Source organism: Thermodesulfobacteriota bacterium, assembly GCA_036397855.1.
GTDB lineage: Bacteria > Desulfobacterota_D > UBA1144 > Nemesobacterales > CSP1-2 > DASWID01.
Genome location: DASWID010000106.1, coordinates 1 through 19,822 on the forward strand (window position 1 = coordinate 1; position 19,822 = coordinate 19,822).

The following is a 19,822-nucleotide window of genomic DNA, read 5'->3' on the forward strand; positions in this document are numbered from 1 at the left end:
CCAGCTTGAATCGTTACATCGAGTGCAGTAGTGGGTTCGTCAGCGATGAGGAGCTGTGGATGACACGCAAGAGCCATTGCAATCATGACCCTTTGACACATCCCACCACTTAATTCATGTGGATAACTATTCAGTCTTTTCTCCGGGGCTGGAATACCCACAAGCTTGAGCAGCTCAATTACGCGTTCTCTTTCGTCTTTTTTTGACAAATTAAGATGAGTCCTTATCGCTTCACCGATCTGATCACCCACTGGGAAAACAGGGTTAAGGGAGCTTATAGGTTCCTGAAAGATCATGGAAATTTTATTTCCACGCAGAGACCTAATGGCGCTTTCTGATAGTTCCAACAGATTTACCCCATCGAAGGTTATCTCTCCTCCAGTAATTTTCCCGGGAGGATCGGGTATTAACCTCATGATTGAAAGAGCCGTTACCGTCTTGCCACAACCACTTTCTCCCACCACGCCTACAATCTTACCCTCCGGTATACAAAGTGAAATCCCGCTTACAACCTCTACTCTGCTTTTTCCGGTTCCAAATGAAACCTTGAGATCTTTTATTTCGAGTGCATTCTTCATATCAAGGTACAAAATCGATTCCCCATGCCATTCATCTTATCTTTGGATCGATGGCATTCCTAAAGCCTTCTCCAACCAGATTGAAGGAAGTTACGGTTATAAATATAGCAGCCCCGGGAAACAGAACAAGCCACCAGGCGAAGTCCACATACTTCTTAGATTGTGATAAAACATCCCCCCAACTCGGTGTAGGTGGAGGTACGCCAAATCCCAGAAAGCTGAGAGCCGATTCGACCAAAATCGCTCCCGCTATACCAAAAGTTGCGGCAACAAGTACCGGTGCCAGCGCATTTGGCAACATATGCTTTAACATAACACGGAAATCACTGCCCCCGAGAGCTATTGCAGCCTCAACATAATCGAACTGCCTCAGCTTTAAAAAATCACCTCTTACCAGCCGCGCAATTCCAGTCCAACCAGTTGCACCAATGACTATCATTATATTGTAGATACTCGGATTCCGGAATGCTAGAATTGTTAGGATCAGAAAAAAGACCGGAAATGTCATCATGACTTCAAATAACCTTGAAATTATAAAGTCAATCTTGCCTCCATAAAAGCCGGCTATGCCCCCCATCGCAATACCAATAACGGCAGCGATCCCAACAGCCACAAATCCGATGGAGAGCGATATCCTCGTTCCGTGTATCATCCTACTAAGCACGTCACGACCCCTATCATCGGTGCCGAATAGATGAGACATTGACGGAGGTGAAAGTACAGAAAAAAGATCAGTTTGCGTCGGGCTGTATTTTATCGGCGGAAATATGGCAAAATCTCCGTGAATGAGATTCCTGGTAAGTTTCTGGAAATCAACGCCGTACAGCTCTTGATATTTAAACAACACCGGAAAATAAATTTTTCCGTTCCACTTAAGAAACATGGGCCTGTTTCCTGCCAGAAAATTATCGAAGATTGCAGTTGCCAATAAAAAAAATATTATGATGAAACCAGTCAAAGCAAGCCTATCTTTTTTGAATTCTGTCCACACTGTACCCCAAAATCCAATACTCCTGCTGATATTCATTTTCTACCTTCAAAGCTTATTCTGGGATCAACAAATACATAGGCTATGTCTGATATAAGGATTCCAATCAGAGTCAGAAATGCAGTTATCGTCGCAATAGCCATGATTACGGGATAGTCTCTAGAGAGAATTGATTCGAAACCCAACTGTCCAATCCCGGGAATAGAGAATATGCTCTCAATTATAACGCTACCACCAATCATCGCGGGAAGAATAGACGCAACTATGGTAACAATCGGTATCAGGGAGTTTCTAAGCGCATGCTTCAGTATCACTCTGGATTCAGATAGACCTTTAGCCCTAGCAGTCCTCACGAAATCTTCACGAAGGACTTCAAGCAAACTCCCTTTTTGATACCTCGAAAGATATGCGAAGTCCGCATATGACAGGCAAATCACGGGTAATGTAATATGCCAGAGAAAATTTAAGGCAATTTTGTAAAACGGATAAAATTCGGCTCCGGGTGAAATTATCCCGTATACCGGGAAGACATCCCAAAAATCGCCGCCTCCCAGAAAGTATATTAAGACCATGGCAAGCCAAAAATTTGGAATCGAATAAAGAGCAAATAAACAAAACGTTATGATTCGATCTGAAAACCTTCCCTGTCCAATTGCTGAAATAATACCTAGAGGAATGGCGATCGTATAAACAAGTATGATTGAAATGATGTTTAGCGAAAGGGTGACAGGGAGCCTCTCGGCTATTTTATCGATTACTGGACGATGATCCTTATAAGATCGCCCGAAATCCAAAGTGGCTATTTGACGTAACCATATCCAATAGCGAATGTATATTGGTTTATCTAGACCGTACAATTTCTTGGTCTGTTCTATGATGTCCTTTGTAATAGATTCTGCTTTAATCCCTTCTTCAAGCTGTAATTTTCTTTCGACTGGGCTTCCGGGGGCAAGCTGAATAACTAAGAATGTTATCAAAGTGATTCCTAAAAGGGTTGGCACCAACAGAATTAACCGCTTAATTATATAGTTTCTCATGATTTAACATATGGTGTAAAATAACCAGTCACGGTAATGGTTTTAAATTGATCACCCACAAATTAAGAATCTGCAGGGTCAGGGACTGAAAGCCGCTTGCTCGTATTTTCTCAACGGCGGTGGAACAAACCACTCACGTGGGTCTAGACCGAGAGGATAGACCACCACCCCTTTGAATCTTTTGTTTAATGCTACAGTTGATTTTCGACAAAAGAGAAAGGTATAAGGTTGTTCTTCATGTACTATTTCGGAAAACTCTCTGTACAGCTCAATTCGCCTATCTCTATTAAATTCTGTCCTAGCCTCATCAATTAATCTATCGGCCTCTCTGTTGCCAAATCCGACAAAATTAGAACCTTGCTCAATCTGTGACGAATGCCATATTTGATATGGGTCGGTTTCGACGCCCATCGACCAGCCAAGCGTTACCGCATCAAATTTTCTTTCATTGAGAAGTGTTGTAAAAACAGCCCACTCTGTGTTTCTAATATTCATATTTATTCCGACCTTATCGAGCTCTTCCTTCAGTATGGTAGAAATCTTATCACCCGTTTCGGAACCATTTGGGATGAGGAATTCAAATTCAAATTTTACGCCATCTTTATCTCTAATTCCGTCACCGTTGTGATCAACCCAACCAGCCTGATCCAGCAGTGTCTTTGCCTTTTCGGGATCGTAACTATATGGCTCTATTGTTTTGTCATATTCCGGGCTATTGATATAAAAGGGACTAGTAACTATCGTACCAAGATTAAATAGGATCTTCTCAAGTATCAATTCCCTATTTACCAGATGAGACATTGCGATTCGAACACGCCTATCGGAGAAGTAAGACCTTCTAGTATTCCATCCAATGTAACTATAGTTAGGGGTAAAGTAACTTAACTTATTGAACTTTCTTTTGAAATTTTCTGAATCGCTCTGCCTCGACCACTGTATGGGTGTAAGAGCCATTAAGTCCAACTCCTCTCTTTTTAAAACCTGAAAAGCCACGGTCGGATCATTAATTATCCTAAAAACAATCCTGTCAAGATGGGGTTTCTCCCCCCAGTAACTCTCATTCTTTTGCAGTACGATTTCCCTGCCTGTGTTCCAGTTGACAAACTTGTATGGTCCTGTTCCAATGGGATGTCTTCCGGCATCGTGTGTATTAAAATCACCCTTTTCGAATATATGCTTTGGCACAATTGGCATTCCTCCGCAGAACTCGAGTGCGAGGAAGTAAGGTCTTGAATATGTAAATTTAACTGTCAGCTCATCAATGGCCTCTACACTTTTAATATCCTTATAGTAGTTTCTGAGGTGGGGGGCATCAACTTGTGGATCCATTATTTTTGAGTAGGAGAAAAGGACATCTTGCGATGTGAATGGAACGCCATCCTGCCATTTTATTCCCTTTCTAATATAAAATGTGTATGTAAGCCTATCATCGGAAATCTTCCAAGATTCTGCAAGGAGTGGAACTATATCGAGGGTTGAGTTATCCCTTTTTACAAGTGTCTCATAAATATTTCCATTATTAATTGTGGACTCATATAAGTCTGTAGCGGTGATCGGATTCAGTGTTGCGGGTTCTGCACCGATATGATAGATCAGCCAACCACCTTCAAGTGGTTGTTTTTCCACGCTCACTTGGACTTTGTGACCCTTCGATTCAGACTGCTCACTTCCATTCTTACATGAGGTTAGAAATAAGGGTATAAGAAAGGGTAAGATCAGAATGATCAAATTCTTTTTCATCTAGATAGCTTGATTGGTAAGATGGCTAAGATTCATTCACCTCTCGAAGCCTTCTCGTAAAACGGTTTTAACAGGTCAAGTGGCAATGGAAATACTATAGTTGAACTCTTTTCGGATGAAACTTCAACCAAAGTCTGGAGGAATCTAAGCTGTAGCGCCATTGGACTCTTTGATAGAATATCAGAAGCATCTGAAAGTTTGGTTGCTGCCTGATATTCACCTTCCGCATTGATAACCTTGGCTCTTCTTTCTCTCTCAGCTATGGCCTGGCCGGCTATTGCACGCTGCATCTCCTGTGGAAGGTCAACGTATTTTACTTCAACAAGTGTGACTTTTATACCCCATGGATCGGTGTGCTTGTCTAATACCTCTTGGAGTTGTACATTTAATTTTTCCCTTTCCGATAGGAGTTCGTCGAGTTCAACCTGTCCCAATATGCTTCTCAATGTAGTTTGGGCAAGCTGTGACGTCGCATAGAGGTAATTTTCGACCTGAATTACTGCCTTAACTGGATCGATAACACGAAAATACACTACGGCATTAACCTTAACAGAAACATTATCCCTCGTTATTATATCCTGGGGAGGCACATCCATCGTAATAATCCGGAGACTGATCTTCAACATCTTATCTACACCGGGGATAATCCACCTGAAGCCAGGCATTTTCGGCTCTATGATCCTACCAAGTCTAAATACAACTCCTCGTTCATATTCATTCAGAATTCTGATTCCGGAAAGAAAAAACAAGACAATAAATGCAACAAAAATAAAAATAGGTGTCATGAGTACCTCCTCAAGAAAATAGTTACGCTTTCTTTACTCTTAGTTTGAAACCGCTAATCTTTTCCACAACCTTTACCTTTTCCCCCTCTCTTATTGTTTCATCACTTTCTGCATCCCAGTATTCACCATGAATAAATATTTTACCTTTATTTTCGATGGTCGTAACCGCTACACCGACTTCTCCCATAAGGCCTTCAAATCCAAGAGATATTGCAGAACGCTGGGACTTGACCAAATAATATGCAACGAAAGTAAAGAAAAGGCCAATTGCTAAGGCCGCAGCGATTACAACATTAAATCCAACCCTGACATCAGATTCAGGAGTATCAAAGAGCAGTAGAGCTCCAAGGATAAAGCTTAATATGCCTCCGATAGCAAGTAATCCGTAGCTCGTGACATATACCTCGGCAATGAACAGTAAAATCGATAGTGTCAATAGAGCAAGTCCTGCGTAATTGAATGGAAGAATTTGAAGAGAGACAAGGCCTAGCAACAGACATATCGCCCCTGCAACCCCCGGAAAGATTAAACCCGGATTATAAAATTCTATGAAGAGGCCGAGCGAGCCCAGAGAAATGAGTAGAAAAGCTATATCAGGAGTACTCAGTATATCGATTAATCTCTGCTTAGCATTCATATTAACCCTGTCTACAATTGCCCCTTTCGTATTTAATATCCTTTTACCAGTGGGAAGAGTAACCTCTCTCCCATCAATCTCATTAATCAATTCATTTAAATTTGGAGAGATCAGATCGATGACATCTTTCTTGAGTGCCTCAGTTGCGGTGATCGAAGCGCTACTCCTTACTGCATCTATAGCCCATTTGACATTTCTACCACGTTTCTCTGCTATGCTTTCGATAAAGGACGAGGCGAAATTCTCAATTTTTTCACTCATCTTCTTATCGTCTCCGTTTTTTTCCTTCTCCTCATCTTTACTCTTCTGGCCGCCTCCGCCAGGACCTAATAATACTGGGGCAGCTGCACCTATACTTGTGCCGTCTGCCATCGCCGCTATGTTGGCCGACAACGTTATAAAAACACCAGCAGAAGTTGCCGTAGCGCCACTTGGGTAAACGTAGACTATTATAGGTACAGGTGAGTTTAACAGGGCTTTTACTATCGCTTTCGTAGAGGTGAGGAGTCCACCAGGTGTATCAAGGAGAATGATCAACGCTTCAGATGAGTTTTCCTTAGCACTTTCCATGCCAGATCGGATATAATCAACCGTAGCAGGGTTTATTGTGCCGTCAATTTCAATCAATGTTATTCTCTTTGTGTTTATAACATCTGAATCCGAAAACGCAGGGTTGATCCCGGAGATAAGAATATATGAAAAAAAAATCAACAATAGATTCGCTATCATATCACAAGTTCCTAATGATATTTTAGCCTTCTAATATGAAAACTGCAAATAGACTAATTGCGCTTAACCAACCGTGATAAAACCAAAAATCTAAATAAAAATCAAACTTGTTTTTTCATTTGTAGTTATTATAATTTCCCGGATGGCTAAAAGAATAAAAATCACTCGAAAAGAAATAAAAAGCCCTGACGAATTTAGAAAATCTATCTCAAGTATAGTCGAATTTATATCGGATAACTATATTAAATTTGTCATCGGTGTTGGTCTCATCATAATAATCATTGGAGCCATATTCTCAATTAACATTTATCGTGAAAAGCAGAATCTAGAGGCTAATTCCAGGTTTCAGGCAGCTATTGGGCATTACATTGCCGGGAACACCGAGACGGCTTTATCCGAATTCACAAACATTAAGGATAATTATCCCGATTCACAAATATCTGACATCGCCCTATACTATATTGGACTTATCGATTTCGAGAATGGAAAGTATGATGAAGCCATTCTTAGACTAAATGAATTTTCAAGTATCGAAAATACCGATACCATATTGAAAGATGCGGCTAACTATACAATAGGTGTTGCCAACTTCAAAAAAGGTAACTGGAAATCCGCAATTGATTCCTTTTCCAAGCTGAACTCAGGTGAAAGCCCTTACGCAAAACAGGCTCAATTACTTTTGGCCTTAGCATTGGAGAAACAGGGAAAACGAGGTGAGGCTGAGAAAATTTATCAAGAAGTCTTAACAAGTTTTCCGGTTAACAATTTTTCATTTTAGCTTAAACGGAGAATCTCTTTCGTACTGTTGCGAATCAGTAGATCTGTTGTGGTTTGCTTTGGCAGGTTTGACATGAACCATGAGACAGACATTGTCTAACCTTATAAAGCCATCAGAGCTTGTCATATTTTTACTTTGTTGGCCGGCAAGTAATTGGCGTGGAGGATTATGAGATGATAACTTTGGGTTCAATATTAATTGGCTTAGTCGCAGGAATCGCAAGTGGCTTTTTCGGAATCGGCGGTGGACTTCTCATGATTCCGGCAATGGTTTATTTCTTTAATCTTACTCAACACCAGGCACAGGGAACTTCCCTTGCAGTTCTTACCCCTCCCCTAGTACTCTTCGCAGCGATAAAATATTACAATGAAGGAAACGTTAATTTACGCATGGCAGTATTCATTGCTTTGGGTTTTGTTGGCGGAGCTTATCTGGGAGCGACATTTGTTCACCATGTCTCCGACCCAATCCTAAAGAGATTATTCGGGGTATTGCTGCTCATAGTTTCAATAAAGATGATATTGGGAAAGTAATATATAAAATTAAAAATTATTTGTCACAACACGAAGAATACAAATATTTTTTTAATTATTCATTTTTAAACCTTAACCCTTCACTCTGTAAAAGGCCTCAGCATCATTCATCAGTCCTTCCAAATCTTCAGGAAGACGATACCAATTAATCTCCTGGTCACTTTTAAGCCATGTCATTTGGCGTTTTGCAAGTCTCTTAGTATCACGCTTTATGAGTTCGACTGCTGTCTTAAGAGAAATATCTTCGTCAAGATATTGGTTTATCTGCCTGTAACCTATCGATTGTAATGGTTTCAGAGTAGGTATAAATCCCATACTTCGAATCGTTTCTACTTCTTCGACAAACCCATTTTTGATCATCGAATCTACCCTGTCTTCTATCCTCTTTCTTATCGCATCTCTTTCGTCATAAAGACCTATCTTTAGATAACTGTATTCATTATCCCGAAATCCGTGCTTTTTCTGTAAATTCGAAATCTTCTGTCCCGTTATGTAATAAGATTCCAGGGCGCGTTCGATCCTCACATAATCATTCGAGTGAATTCGTAAAGCTGACTCTGGATCGAGCGATTTTAATTTCTCATAAAAGTATCCTGCACCGAAAGAAGATTTTAGAACCCTGAATCTGTCCCTTATTTCTTTGTTGCTAGCGACGCCGGCAATCAGTCCGTGGAGAAGCACTCTCACATATAAATACGTACCGCCCACTACAATAAGCTTAGTTCTATTCTTCGCCAGTTTACCAATTACAGAATTTGCATATTCTCTAAACAATCCAGCGTTAAATTCCTCATTTGGATCTATAATATCAATTAGGTGGTGATCAACTTGGGTTTGCTCTTCCTTACTCGGCTTCGCTGTTCCTATGTCTAAGTAGCGATAGACTTGCAGTGAGTCAGCACTTAAGATCTCTCCGTTTATTCTTTCAGCAATCTCTACCGCAAGACTGCTCTTACCTATTGCCGTGGGACCCAATATTACCAGCAGCCTAGGTTTGTTGCTTCTCACTGAAGTTTGAGGTCAATCTCGTTTCTCGAGTATCCTAAAATTAAAGGCGTAATAGCTTAATTGAAAGTTCCTTTATAGTTTTCTATATTTTCTCCTAATGCTTCCTTTCTACTAAGTCTTATCCTGCCGTCATCATCCTTGCCGATACATTTCACAAGTATTTCATCACCCTCTACAACAATGTCTGTAACCTTTCCAACCCTTGTAGGCGCGAGCTGCGAGATATGAACTAATCCATCCTTGCCATGTGACAACTCGACTATGGCCCCGAAATCAAGAACACGTTTTACTCTACCAAGATATATCTTGCCAACTTCAATTTCTTGTATGATTTCCTTTATCATCCTCTCCGCAATTTCGCATCCCTCTGGATCTGTAGATGAAACGCTAACAGTCCCCGTATCATCGATATCAATGTTGGCACCCGTTATTTCGATTATTTTCTTTATCATTTTACCACCGGGACCAATCACGTCCTTTATCTTTTCCGGATTGATCTGAAATGTTAAAATTCTGGGAGCGTAAACCGATATATGATCTCTTGGTTCGGAGATCACTTCATTCATCTTACTTAACACGAATAATCTTGCTTCATTAGCCTGCTTCAGCGCATCTACTAAAATTTCTCTTGCGACACCTGTCACCTTGATGTCCATCTGAAGTGCGGTCAAACCATCTTTAGTTCCGGCTACTTTAAAATCCATGTCACCTAAATGGTCTTCATCACCCAGTATATCGGAGAGGATCGCAAAATGATCACCTTCCTTAATCAATCCCATTGCGATACCACTAACAGGTGCACTTAGCGGGACACCTGCATCAAGGAGCGATAGCGACGCCCCACAAACGGTAGCCATAGATGATGATCCATTAGATTCAAGTATCTCGGATACCACTCTTATGGTGTATGGGAATTTATCCTTTGGCGGAAGAACAGGCAAGAGAGCCCTTTCGGCTAGGGCTCCATGACCAACTTCTCTTCTCCCAGGTCCAAGCCTTCCACTAATCTCTCCCACGCTAAAAGGAAGAAAGTTATAGTGGAGCATGAACCTTTTAGTTACATCGCCTTCCAGCGAGTCTATCCTCTGCTCATCATAGGCTGTACCTAAAGTAGTACTGACAACCGCTTGAGTTTCACCCCTAGTGAATAGGGCCGATCCATGGGTACGGGGCAAAAAATTTATTTCTGCACTTATATCCCTGATATCTTCATATCCTCTGCCATCTACTCGCTTTTTATCCTTTACTATAAATTCTCTGACAATGTCTTTTAACACTTTCTCGAAGGCATTCGTTATCTCATTTTCCATCCCCGGAAAGTCGGTAGATAAAGCTTCAATAGTTTCGTGGAGTATGGATTTTATTTTCTCCTTCCTTTCAATCTTTGAGGGAGATACTATAGATTCTCTCAGGCGATTTTTGACAAACGAAAGTACACTCTCGCTGATCGATTCATTCACAGCCGAGCTAGGCATTTCCCTCTTTCTCACATCCAATCCAGTTACGAATTCTTCTTGAATTTCGATAAATTCCTTTACACAACCATGGGCAAACATGAGTGCTTCAACCACTTCATCTTCAGGCACCTGATTAGCACCGCCCTCAACCATCACAATTGCTTTGCTTGTACCCGCGACTACAATGTCTATATCGCTTCGTTGAAGTTCAGACCTTGTTGGGTTGCAAATAAACTCACCATCTATTCTTCCAACCCGGACCGCAGCAATCGGCCCGTCGAATGGCACGTCTGAAACTACGAGTGCAGCCGATGCTGCCGTGACAGAGAGTACGTCGGGAGTACCTTCAGGGTCTGCCGAGAGCACTGTAACTATGATCTGAGTTTCATAGCAGAATTCTCTTGGTATAAGTGGTCTTATCGGTCTGTCGATCAGTCTTGAAATCAGGATCTCGGTCTCACTTGGTCTTCCTTCCCTTCGAAAATAACCCCCAGGGATTCTACCAGCAGCATATGATTTTTCCTGATAATTTATTGTCAACGGGAGAAAATCTTCCCCTTCGACCTTATCCTCCTCGGCTACCACCGTAGCCAAGACCGCGATGTCCCCATGGCGAACTAAAACCGATCCACTAGCCTGCTTCGCAAGCCTTCCGGACTCGATTTCGAAATTCTTTCCCAGAACCTGTTTTTTAACGCTTCTAAAACCATTATTCAACTAATGCCTCCTTGAAGTTACTCACTTCCTTAATCCTAGCTTTTCAATGAGAGCCTGGTATTTTTCAGGCTGTTTTTTCTTCAGGTAATTGAGCAATTTTCTACGTTTTGCAACTAGAGCGATAAGCCCCCGTCTCGAACTTAAATCCTTAGATGCGGACTGAAAGTGACTTGAGAGTCCGTTTATTCGACTTGTCAACAAAGCAATCTGTACCTCAGACGACCCCGTGTCTTTGTCGTGTAAACCAAAGTTATTTATCAAACTCAATTTTTCCTCTTTTTCTAACACCATATTCCTCCTCCTTAATACATATTGACGGAAAAAAGTTAACTCTCGACAAATAATCTTACTAATATTATAGAATAGTCAAATTAAATCTATCAATTAAAAACCCTCAAAAGACTGAAGACAATTTGCTTATCCTCAATTTTGTTGAATTCATGGGAACTAAATCTGGCCTGCGATACAGAGACAAGATTAGTATCATCATAAAAAGCTAACCTTTCACCCGCTTCAAACTCAGGGATGTTTGACAAATCAAGATAAGATTTGCGAATCTGTTCGCCGTTTCTAATCCTAGTGGACGTATTCTTTGTGACGCATATTTGCTTAAGGTGGGAAAGAGCTCTGTCTATTGGTATTAGGTTTAACTTTCCACGCATTATTTCTTTTATCGTAATTGTATCTTCAATCTTGAAATTTCCACTCTTCAATCTTCTAAGATCGACCAGATGGCCCCCATATCCTAATTTACCCCCAATGTCTGCAGCCAGGACTCTCACGTAAGTGCCTCGAGAACATTTGACAAAAAATTTCAGTAATGGGGGTCGAAAGTCCAAAATTTTTAATTCTGCGATCTTAACCATACGAGGGGACCTCTGCACCTCGAAGCCATTTCTTGCTAATTCATATAATCTTTTGCCTTTGTGTTTCAGGGCCGAATACATCGGCGGTACTTGAGTTGGTTCATTTTTAACGCTGGCGAAAACAATCTCAATATCATTTAAGCTTATTTCACCTAGCTCCTTCACATTGGTTATTTCCCCCGTCTCATCCATGGTGTCAGTAGCTACACCGAGTTTCAAAGTAGCTTCGTACTCTTTATGAGTTTCGTCTAGAAAGGGAATCACTTTTGTTGTGCTATCCAAACATACTGGAAGAACTCCGGTGGCAAATGGGTCAAGGGTACCCGTATGGCCCGCACGCTTCAGTTTCAGAATTTTCTTAATATCGTGCACAATGCTGTGAGACGTTTTGCCCTTGGGCTTGTCTATGACTAGTATTCCGTTCATATCAATTTTTCGCTTATAGATCTATAAATTCTATGTTTTACATCATTCAATGAACCCTTAAGCATGCATCCAGCTGACCTTTTGTGGCCTCCACCACAAAAGGTCTCTGCTATCATTGCTACGTCGACTTCTCCCTTGGATCGCAGACTAACCTTCCAAATGGATTCCGAATTATTAATCTTCTCTAATTCATTAAACAACACAGCAACTTCTACACCCTTTACACTACGAGGATAATTCACAATTCCTTCAGAATCCTCACTAGTAGTACACGTTCTATTGAACATTTCCTTGTTAAGAACTACCGAAGCAATACGGCCGTTTTCTAGGAATTCAAGTGTCGAGATCGCCAGACCTATCAACTGTAATCTTTCAGGAGTGTCACTCTCGTATAGGGCTTGAGAAATTTCAGATGGATTTGCGCCATATTCAACCAATTCAGCTGCAATCCTGAAAGTTTCCGGGCTTGTGTTTGAGTACCTAAATGAGCCTGTATCTCCTATTATTGTTGTATATAGATTAGTAGCTACCTCTGGGTTGATCTCTAGGTTAAGCTTCCTTATCAGTAAATAGATTATCATTCCTGTCGATGAGAAAACCGGATCGAGAAGGTATAAATCCGCCGTAGCCCTAGTAGTTTGATGATGGTCTACGATAACCGATGTTCCGCAGCTTTTCCCACTTATAAAATTTAAAAATTCTTTCCCAACCCTGGAAACATCGGTGCAGTCCAGGATTATGGTACAATCAAAGTTACCTCTTACATTCGTCAACGATTTAATCACCGATCTGGAACCCGGGAGAAATTCTAAGACTTTGGGTACCCCGTCTTTATTATAACAAACGACATCTTTGTCAAATCGTGTTAAGACTAATCCAAGGGCAAGCATTGAACCTATAGCATCAGCGTCCGGCTTTTCATGGGAAGTGATAAGAATGCGTCTTGAATTTTGAATAACCTCTACTACTCTGACTAGATTATTCACGTTTAGTTTTCCTTAAGAGTTCATCAACCCTGTAACCCTCTTGAAGAATCTCATCAAATTCGAATCTTAGGTCGGGAATCCTTCTAACCCTAAGCCTCCTGGAAAGCTCTCGTTTAATATAACTTGTGGCACTTTGAAGACCTTCCATGATCTTCTCCTTGTCAATCTCATCACCGATAACCGTAAAATAAACCCTAGCAAATCCAAGATCGTCCGTTAATTTTATTCCGGTGAGAACGACAGACTCGATCCGAGGATCCCTTATATTACCCTTGATTAACATCTCGGATATCTCCTTGAGGATCATATCACCTACCCTGAGGCTGCGTTTACTGCCCAACATCGAACTGATCTCCTAGAAAAAAATTATTTCCAATTCACGACTTACCATATGAGCAATCCCTGTCGATTGTATAAATCCAGATACCTGGTCTAAGATCGAATTGACATAGTTTTTCTCGTTACTAACTATTGTGATTCCAATAGTGGCCCTCTGCCACATATCCTGACAATCTACCTCGGAGATTGAAACGTTCGAGAATCGCGATTTGGTTCTATGGATTAGACTTTTAAGTAGTTGTCTCTTTCCTTTGAGGGATCTATTACCGTCTAAGTAGAGTTCAATTCTAAGAACACCTATAACCATTTCTTTAGAGCTATAGCTGTTGTTTAATCTCTTCTAAATCATAAAACTCAAGCGTATCGGCGACTTTGATATCATTGAAATTCTCGATCCCGATTCCGCACTCAAATCCAGTCTGAACTTCTCTTATATCATCTTTAAAACGTTTAAGCGAACTAAGTTTCCCTTCGTATATTAATACTCCGTCTCTTAGCAGCCTTACTCTATTTCCCCTCGAAACCTTTCCATCTGTCACAATACAACCTGCAATTGTGCCAATCTTTGAAATGGTAAAAGTGGCTCTAACTTCAGCATGAGCTAAAACCCTTTCCTTGATTACTGGTTCTAGGAGTCCCTCCATCGCTTTTTTTATTCTATCAACGGCATCGTAAATAATTGTGTGAAGCTCTGTGGAAACCCCTTCCTTTTCAGCTAAACTTAATGCGTTTACATCTGGACGGACATTGAAGCCCAACACTATGGCATTCGACGCAACTGCAAGAGTTACATCTGTTTCATTTATTGCACCAACACCTGAATGCACAATATTCACACGACATTTATCTGTAGATAATTTTGATACCGCATCCTTAATAGCCTCAACAGAACCCTGTGTATCGGCCTTTATGATCAGAAGGAGTTCTTTTACTTCTTCTTTTTGAATAGATTCGAATAGATCTTCGAGTGAAAGCTTTCTTTTTGAAGCCGTCAATCGTTGTCTTTCTTTGATTTCCCTGTGTGTCACTAACTCTTTTGCTGTTTTTTCATCTTTTACTACATACAATCTTTCCCCGGCACTAGGAACTCCTGAAAGACCCATCACTTCTACTGGCAATGACGGGCCCGCAGAATCTTCTCTATTTCCTTTATCATCGATCAGGGCTCGTACCCTTCCGTAAGTCGTACCTGCAATGACGTAATCACCAACCCTTATTGTGCCTTCGTTTACAATTATCGTCGCTAATGGACCTCTCCCTTTGCTTAGTTCCGCTTCTATGACTGCACCAATCGCTCTTTTATCCTCAATGGCTTTCAATTCCATAACATCTGCCTGTAATAACACCAATTCCAATAACTCCTTAATCCCAACATTAGTTTTTGCGGAGATTTCGGCAAACAATGTGTCGCCACCCCATTCCTCGGGTATCAAACCAATATCGGATAACTGCCTTTTAACCATATCCGGATTTGACTCAGGCTTATCAACCTTATTGATAGCCACAATAATCGGCACCCCAGCTGCCCTTGCGTGGTTAACCGCTTCGACCGTCTGGGGCATTACTCCGTCATCTGCGGCAACAACTAGGATAACTATATCAGTTACATTTGCACCCCGAGCCCTCATCGCAGTAAAAGCCTCATGTCCCGGCGTATCGACAAAGACGACCTTTCGTTCGTCAACGCTTACACAGTAAGCTCCAATGTGCTGTGTTATCCCCCCCATTTCCTCTGCAACAACATTTGCCTTTCTTATGGTATCGAGAAGTGTTGTTTTTCCGTGATCCACATGTCCCATAACGGTTACTATAGGCGGACGTGGAACATATTCACCTTTCACTTCTTGGTCACTTTCAAATAGTAGTTCATCTTCCTCAAATTTGTCTACGGTAACTTCGAAACCGAGTTCTTCTGCTACGATAGCGGCTGTTTCGTGATCAATTGATTGATTTACAGTATATTTCGCACCAAGATCCATCAACCTTTTGATAACTTCACCTACCTTGACTCCCATTTTCTTTGCCAATCCCCCGACGGTTATGGTATCCCCTAACTTTATACTTTTCTTAATAGGTTTTCTTGGAAAAGGTATTATTTCTGCGGATGGTGCTTCAAATTTACCAGATTCAATATCTTTCGCGTAATCCTTGCGAATTCTTAAACTGGGCTTCTCCCTTTGGAGACTTCCTTGAAGAGGCCTTACCCTCGATCTGCGATCTTCAACCAGATATTCCCTTTTTCTTCCCGGGAGTTTAGTTTTAAACGCTCTGCGGAGCTCTTCAAGGGTATCTTCATCAATTATTTCTTCTCTTTTAGGTTTTACTTTACGTCCCTTCTTTTTTACTTTTTCTTCTTCAACCTCTTTTTCCCCTACTCCCTCAGGCCTTTTTGCTTCCTCTTTAGCCTCTTCAATCCGAAGTCCTTGTACTTCTATCTGTTCTGGAATCGTTTCCCGGCCAGCTTCTGATTCCGGTATCGGCTGTTCTTCTATGATTTCAGTTTCGATCTCCCTTGTTTCCTCGGATACCTCTTCGGGTGTTATTAATTGAGTTTCGGCTGGTGTTTTATCTACAGCTTTCCCTACCCCTTCTTCAATTAATTGAGCGGCTCTGACATCAGGTTCTCCTGCTTTTTTCTTTTTCCTTAATATAACGGATCTACCCTTTCTCCTCTCGAAAACCTCTTCGCCACTTTCTGAACGGAATACCTTTACCTTCTCATCGGTTTTTTCATCTTCTTCGGCTGAGGATGATATGTCTTGGGGATTGGGTGTTTTAAGATTTTCTCTTATTTTTTTTGCATCTTCATCTGAGATAGAACTCGTATGACTTCGAACCGAAATTCCAAGTTTATTTGCAATCTCGATGACGTCTTTATTTGATAAACCCACTTCTTTTGAAAATTCGTAAACCCTTAAGTTTGGCATAACGTTTACACTCTACTGCTTAACCCATCTGCTTAATTTACTTAAATTTTTTTATAAGATACCAACTAATTTACTGATATTCAAAAAGCCTTAATATAAACCAACCGTAATCAATCTGTACCATTTAGTTTATAATTACAAAATTCCTGATATCGAGACATCTTTAACTAATTAACTTTCTTCAGGCTCGTTCGATGGATGTTCCGGAATAGACAACTTGTCGAGTTTATCCTTAAGAGCGATTCTAGCTGCAGTCTGAATTCTCCGTGCCTCCTCGTCGCTCTTGAAACCTGCCATTTTGACCAACATATCCGTGTCCGAGAATGCAATATCTTCTAAAGTGTGAAATCCCTCGCTATATAAAAGATTGGCAGTTACTTCTCCAATATTCGGTAATGTCATAAGGAGAGAAACTACTTCTTGTTGTTCTCTTTTGACCTGGGATTCAGTCTTTATATCTATCTTCCACTGCGTAAGGTGTGAAGCAAGTCTAACATTCTGACCCCTTCTACCTATTGCTAACGAAAGCTGATCATCATCCACTATTACTTCCATAGATTTATTGCTTTCGTCAATTATAACCTTACTCACGATTGCCGGCGAAAGCGCATTACATACAAATTTAGCGGCATCTTTTGCCCACGGCACTATATCAATCTTTTCTCCCCTTAATTCCTGAATGATGTTCTGGACCCTTGACCCCCTCATTCCAACGCATGCCCCGACAGCATCCACATCAGGATCATTTGAATAAACGGCTATCTTTGTACGGCCGCCTGGGTCTCTTGAAATTGACTTTATTTCAACAATGCCCTCACTTATTTCAGGAACCTCAGCCTCAAAAAGCCTGCTGACAAAATTTGGATGCGCACGGGAAAGTATAAGTTGTGGACCACGCTTCGTTTCTTTGATATCATAGAGAATCGCCCTTACTCTTTCCTTGGGCTTATAGTATTCTTTTGGAACCTGATGCTCATATGGAAGAATGGTTTCGGTTCTCCCAAGATCTACTATTACATTTTTCCTCTCAATCCTTCGAACTATTCCACTAACGAGTTCGCCTTTTCTGTTAATATATTCTTCATATATGACCTTTCCTTCTGCTTCCTTTAACTTCTGCAATATCTTTTGTTTCGCGTTCTGAATTGCGATTCTAGTAAACTCCGGATTTATTTTCACTCCTATTAAGTCGCCAATTTCTGATTCTGGATCAAGTGCAGTTGCTTCGTCGACACTAATTTCAACTTCGGGATCTGTGACTTCTCTTATTACGGTTTTAAATTCAAATAACTCTACCTCTCCTTCTTCGTCGTTGAAATGGACTTCAAGCTCTTTCTCTGTGCCTTCCGTGCGAAATAGCCTCTGTGCTGCAGAGAGCACTGCTTCTTCGACTGCCCTGACTATTTCATCCCTTTCGATCCCTTTATCCTTTCCAACCGATTCCATAACTCTGCTTAGTTCCGTAGCCATATGTTGTCCCCCTAAAGCTCTAATTCTAAATTTGCTTTCTCGATATCATAAAAGGGAATTTGATAAATTTGACCCTCGATCTGAATCGATGCGATATCATCATTAAAATCGATTAGATGGCCAATAAATACCCTTCTTTGATATAGATTCTCTTTAGTTCTAATCTTGACCTTTTTCCCTTTAAACCTTATAAAGTCCCTTGAATTTTTAAGCGCTCGATTTAGCCCGGGTGAAGATACCTCAAGGGTGTATGAATAGGGAATTACATCGTGCAGATCTAAGAGAAAACCAAACTCACGGCTAATATCAGCGCAATCCTGAACTGTTATACCATTTTCCTTGTCTATGAAAATTCTGAGCACTGCCCCCCGACCACCACCCGCATATTCTACGTCGACTAGTGCGAGCCCTTTTCCCTGTAATATCGGGTCTAACAAATTTTTAATAGTCTCAATAAGATCTGGTTTTTCAAAACGCATGAGCGCACACACATTAATTTTTTTAAATTCAAATAAAAATGCGGGTAATGTACCCGCATCGCTCTAAAAATTTACCTAAATTCGATTAATTGAGCAAATCAAATAATGGGATAAATGATATAAATATTCTAAATTTTCATTGGACTTAAGTCGCATTCCCCTATAATCATTCAAATAATAGTGGCTCCCGATTGGTAAACCAAATAAACAAAAAAGAAAGTTGGAAGTTGCTCTCTATCTTAAAAATTGAATTTCAATTTAAAAATTGTTATATGTAATGCTGTAAGAGTTGATTAAAATGGATCTCATAAGAAGAATGATTGGTGCTTCAAAACTCGATATAAACGTTTACGATGAGGTTGAGAGTAACCCGGCTGCTACAAAAGACGCCTTTCTAGCTGTACTGCTTGTTGCAATTAGTAACGGGATAGGAATGATTGGTATATCGGGCTCAATGGGTATAATAACAGGCCTCCTATCTTCAATCATAGCGTGGGTCTTATGGAGCGCTATAATATATGTTATTGGAGTCAGGGGGTTTGGGCATTCTTCAGATCTGGGGGAACTCCTCAGATGTCTTGGCTTCGCTTATTCACCCGGTATTTTAAACATTTTTATGCTATTGCCATTCATTGGTTATTTCGTCCCGTATATTACATCGACTTGGATATTTCTAACCTTCATAGTGGCTATAAGGCAGGCACTCGACTGTGAGACGTCTAGAGCAATCCTTATTTCAGTATTGGGATTTTTAGCCTATGTGATTATTCGCTTCTTAATATTCTTTATTTGATAATTCGAATTAGAAAAGCTGGTGCCAGGCATGCATATTGATTATTAAAAGGTTTGCGTCCCCTTTAATTTCACATAAATTTTATAGCACCTATTCTCCACCTACGGTCATTCTCGAGGATTGTTATCGGGAATCCATAAATAAAACGTTTTGCGTTTCCTTTTTCTGTCCCTAACAATCCGTTCGCACTGAGCCTGTCGAAGTGCGTGTACTGAGTTCATCGAAGGGTGAGCACGTCGAAAAATCTACCGGAAATCCCCCCCTTTAGGTCATTCCCGAGGATTGTTGTCGGGAATCCACCACCGTTCTGTCATCCCCGAATGCCTGAATCGGGGATCCATGAATAAAAAAAGTTTACCTTTGCCTTTCTGTCCTTATAATCCGTTCACCCTTGAGTAGTGAGCTAGTCGAACTATCGAAGGGTCTGTCCCAGTTCTACGATGGCAATAATAAACCGTTCACACTGAGCCGGTCGAAGTGTGGATCAGTTACTTTGCCCGAGGACCTGTCGTGAGCGTAGCCAAAGCGCCTGTCCCGGCTAGGTCGAAG

19 protein-coding genes are annotated in these 19,822 nt (G+C 40.9%); 3 read left to right on the forward strand and 16 right to left on the reverse strand.

All coding sequences use genetic code 11. From position 1 onward, the window contains the following. The 6 genes from VGA95_08310 to VGA95_08335 form a co-directional block, all read right to left on the reverse strand. On the reverse strand, positions 1-578 hold a 578-nt coding region (locus tag VGA95_08310; protein HEX9666541.1), incomplete at its 3' end, for an ABC transporter ATP-binding protein. A gap of 31 nt (positions 579-609) precedes the next feature. Beyond that, positions 610-1,605, reverse strand: coding sequence for an ABC transporter permease (locus tag VGA95_08315; GenBank protein HEX9666542.1), 996 nt, complete (start codon positions 1,603-1,605; stop codon positions 610-612). Beyond that, positions 1,602-2,603, reverse strand: coding sequence for an ABC transporter permease (locus tag VGA95_08320; protein ID HEX9666543.1), 1,002 nt, complete (start codon positions 2,601-2,603; stop codon positions 1,602-1,604). Before VGA95_08320 ends, VGA95_08315 begins: the two co-directional genes overlap by 4 nt. A gap of 78 nt (positions 2,604-2,681) precedes the next feature. Continuing rightward, entirely contained in the window at positions 2,682-4,343 is a 1,662-nt protein-coding gene (locus VGA95_08325) for a peptide-binding protein (GenBank protein ID HEX9666544.1), read from the reverse strand. Positions 4,344-4,375: 32 nt separating this feature from the next. After that, positions 4,376-5,128: a slipin family protein gene (locus VGA95_08330; protein HEX9666545.1), complete on the reverse strand. Its 753-nt coding sequence runs from the start codon at positions 5,126-5,128 to the stop codon at positions 4,376-4,378. 22 nt (positions 5,129-5,150) lie between these two features. Continuing rightward, positions 5,151-6,494 carry a nodulation protein NfeD gene (locus tag VGA95_08335; protein HEX9666546.1) on the reverse strand — a complete coding sequence of 448 codons (1,344 nt, stop codon included), beginning with the start codon at positions 6,492-6,494 and terminating at the stop codon, positions 5,151-5,153. Positions 6,495-6,636: 142 nt separating this feature from the next. Here VGA95_08335 and VGA95_08340 point away from each other — a divergent pair, with 142 nt between their 5' ends. Both VGA95_08340 and VGA95_08345 read left to right on the forward strand, forming a co-directional pair. Further along, entirely contained in the window at positions 6,637-7,272 is a 636-nt protein-coding gene (locus VGA95_08340) for a tetratricopeptide repeat protein (GenBank protein ID HEX9666547.1), read from the forward strand. A 173-nt stretch (positions 7,273-7,445) separates the two neighbouring features. Beyond that, positions 7,446-7,805: a sulfite exporter TauE/SafE family protein gene (locus VGA95_08345; GenBank protein HEX9666548.1), complete on the forward strand. Its 360-nt coding sequence runs from the start codon at positions 7,446-7,448 to the stop codon at positions 7,803-7,805. A gap of 72 nt (positions 7,806-7,877) precedes the next feature. Here the strand turns inward: VGA95_08345 and miaA are convergent, their stop codons facing one another. The 10 genes from miaA to rimP all read right to left on the reverse strand — a co-directional run bounded on the left by miaA (position 7,878) and on the right by rimP (position 18,480). After that, the gene (gene miaA, locus VGA95_08350) at positions 7,878-8,813 is read right to left on the reverse strand and encodes a tRNA (adenosine(37)-N6)-dimethylallyltransferase MiaA (protein HEX9666549.1); all 936 of its coding nucleotides are present in this window, start codon (positions 8,811-8,813) and stop codon (positions 7,878-7,880) included. Positions 8,814-8,869: 56 nt separating this feature from the next. Beyond that, complete coding sequence (locus VGA95_08355) at positions 8,870-10,987, reverse strand: polyribonucleotide nucleotidyltransferase (GenBank protein HEX9666550.1); 2,118 nt, start codon at positions 10,985-10,987, stop codon at positions 8,870-8,872. Between the two features lie 21 nt (positions 10,988-11,008). Beyond that, positions 11,009-11,278 carry a 30S ribosomal protein S15 gene (gene rpsO / locus VGA95_08360; GenBank protein HEX9666551.1) on the reverse strand — a complete coding sequence of 90 codons (270 nt, stop codon included), beginning with the start codon at positions 11,276-11,278 and terminating at the stop codon, positions 11,009-11,011. Between the two features lie 89 nt (positions 11,279-11,367). After that, on the reverse strand, positions 11,368-12,279 hold the full coding sequence (gene truB / locus VGA95_08365; protein HEX9666552.1) for a tRNA pseudouridine(55) synthase TruB: 912 nt from the start codon (positions 12,277-12,279) through the stop codon (positions 11,368-11,370). Then, entirely contained in the window at positions 12,276-13,265 is a 990-nt protein-coding gene (locus tag VGA95_08370) for a bifunctional oligoribonuclease/PAP phosphatase NrnA (GenBank protein ID HEX9666553.1), read from the reverse strand. Before VGA95_08370 ends, truB begins: the two co-directional genes overlap by 4 nt. Then, positions 13,258-13,608, reverse strand: a complete 351-nt coding sequence (rbfA, locus tag VGA95_08375; GenBank protein HEX9666554.1) for a 30S ribosome-binding factor RbfA — start codon at positions 13,606-13,608, stop codon at positions 13,258-13,260. The genes VGA95_08370 and rbfA overlap by 8 nt, the downstream gene beginning before the upstream one ends. Positions 13,609-13,620: 12 nt before the next feature. After that, positions 13,621-13,911, reverse strand: a complete 291-nt coding sequence (locus VGA95_08380) for a DUF503 domain-containing protein (protein ID HEX9666555.1) — start codon at positions 13,909-13,911, stop codon at positions 13,621-13,623. 10 nt (positions 13,912-13,921) lie between these two features. Then, on the reverse strand, positions 13,922-16,531 hold the full coding sequence (gene infB, locus VGA95_08385; GenBank protein HEX9666556.1) for a translation initiation factor IF-2: 2,610 nt from the start codon (positions 16,529-16,531) through the stop codon (positions 13,922-13,924). A 171-nt stretch (positions 16,532-16,702) separates the two neighbouring features. Beyond that, positions 16,703-18,001: a transcription termination factor NusA gene (gene nusA / locus VGA95_08390; GenBank protein HEX9666557.1), complete on the reverse strand. Its 1,299-nt coding sequence runs from the start codon at positions 17,999-18,001 to the stop codon at positions 16,703-16,705. 11 nt (positions 18,002-18,012) lie between these two features. Beyond that, positions 18,013-18,480 carry a ribosome maturation factor RimP gene (gene rimP, locus VGA95_08395; protein HEX9666558.1) on the reverse strand — a complete coding sequence of 156 codons (468 nt, stop codon included), beginning with the start codon at positions 18,478-18,480 and terminating at the stop codon, positions 18,013-18,015. Between the two features lie 298 nt (positions 18,481-18,778). Between rimP and VGA95_08400 the strand changes: the two genes are divergently transcribed. Next, complete coding sequence (locus VGA95_08400; GenBank protein ID HEX9666559.1) at positions 18,779-19,273, forward strand: hypothetical protein; 495 nt, start codon at positions 18,779-18,781, stop codon at positions 19,271-19,273. The last annotated feature ends 549 nt before the right edge of the window (positions 19,274-19,822 follow it).

Coding starts and splice junctions, on each gene's coding strand:
- VGA95_08315 (HEX9666542.1), bottom strand. CDS start 1,605: ATGAATATCAGCAGGAGTATTGGATTTTGGGGTACAGTGTGGACAGAA.
- VGA95_08320 (HEX9666543.1), bottom strand. CDS start 2,603: ATGAGAAACTATATAATTAAGCGGTTAATTCTGTTGGTGCCAACCCTT.
- VGA95_08325 (HEX9666544.1), bottom strand. CDS start 4,343: ATGAAAAAGAATTTGATCATTCTGATCTTACCCTTTCTTATACCCTTA.
- VGA95_08330 (HEX9666545.1), bottom strand. CDS start 5,128: ATGACACCTATTTTTATTTTTGTTGCATTTATTGTCTTGTTTTTTCTT.
- VGA95_08335 (HEX9666546.1), bottom strand. CDS start 6,494: ATGATAGCGAATCTATTGTTGATTTTTTTTTCATATATTCTTATCTCC.
- VGA95_08340 (HEX9666547.1), top strand. CDS start 6,637: ATGGCTAAAAGAATAAAAATCACTCGAAAAGAAATAAAAAGCCCTGAC.
- VGA95_08345 (HEX9666548.1), top strand. CDS start 7,446: ATGATAACTTTGGGTTCAATATTAATTGGCTTAGTCGCAGGAATCGCA.
- rpsO (HEX9666551.1), bottom strand. CDS start 11,278: ATGGTGTTAGAAAAAGAGGAAAAATTGAGTTTGATAAATAACTTTGGT.
- truB (HEX9666552.1), bottom strand. CDS start 12,279: ATGAACGGAATACTAGTCATAGACAAGCCCAAGGGCAAAACGTCTCAC.
- rbfA (HEX9666554.1), bottom strand. CDS start 13,608: ATGTTGGGCAGTAAACGCAGCCTCAGGGTAGGTGATATGATCCTCAAG.
- VGA95_08380 (HEX9666555.1), bottom strand. CDS start 13,911: ATGGTTATAGGTGTTCTTAGAATTGAACTCTACTTAGACGGTAATAGA.
- infB (HEX9666556.1), bottom strand. CDS start 16,531: ATGCCAAACTTAAGGGTTTACGAATTTTCAAAAGAAGTGGGTTTATCA.
- nusA (HEX9666557.1), bottom strand. CDS start 18,001: ATGGCTACGGAACTAAGCAGAGTTATGGAATCGGTTGGAAAGGATAAA.
- rimP (HEX9666558.1), bottom strand. CDS start 18,480: ATGCGTTTTGAAAAACCAGATCTTATTGAGACTATTAAAAATTTGTTA.
- VGA95_08400 (HEX9666559.1), top strand. CDS start 18,779: ATGGATCTCATAAGAAGAATGATTGGTGCTTCAAAACTCGATATAAAC.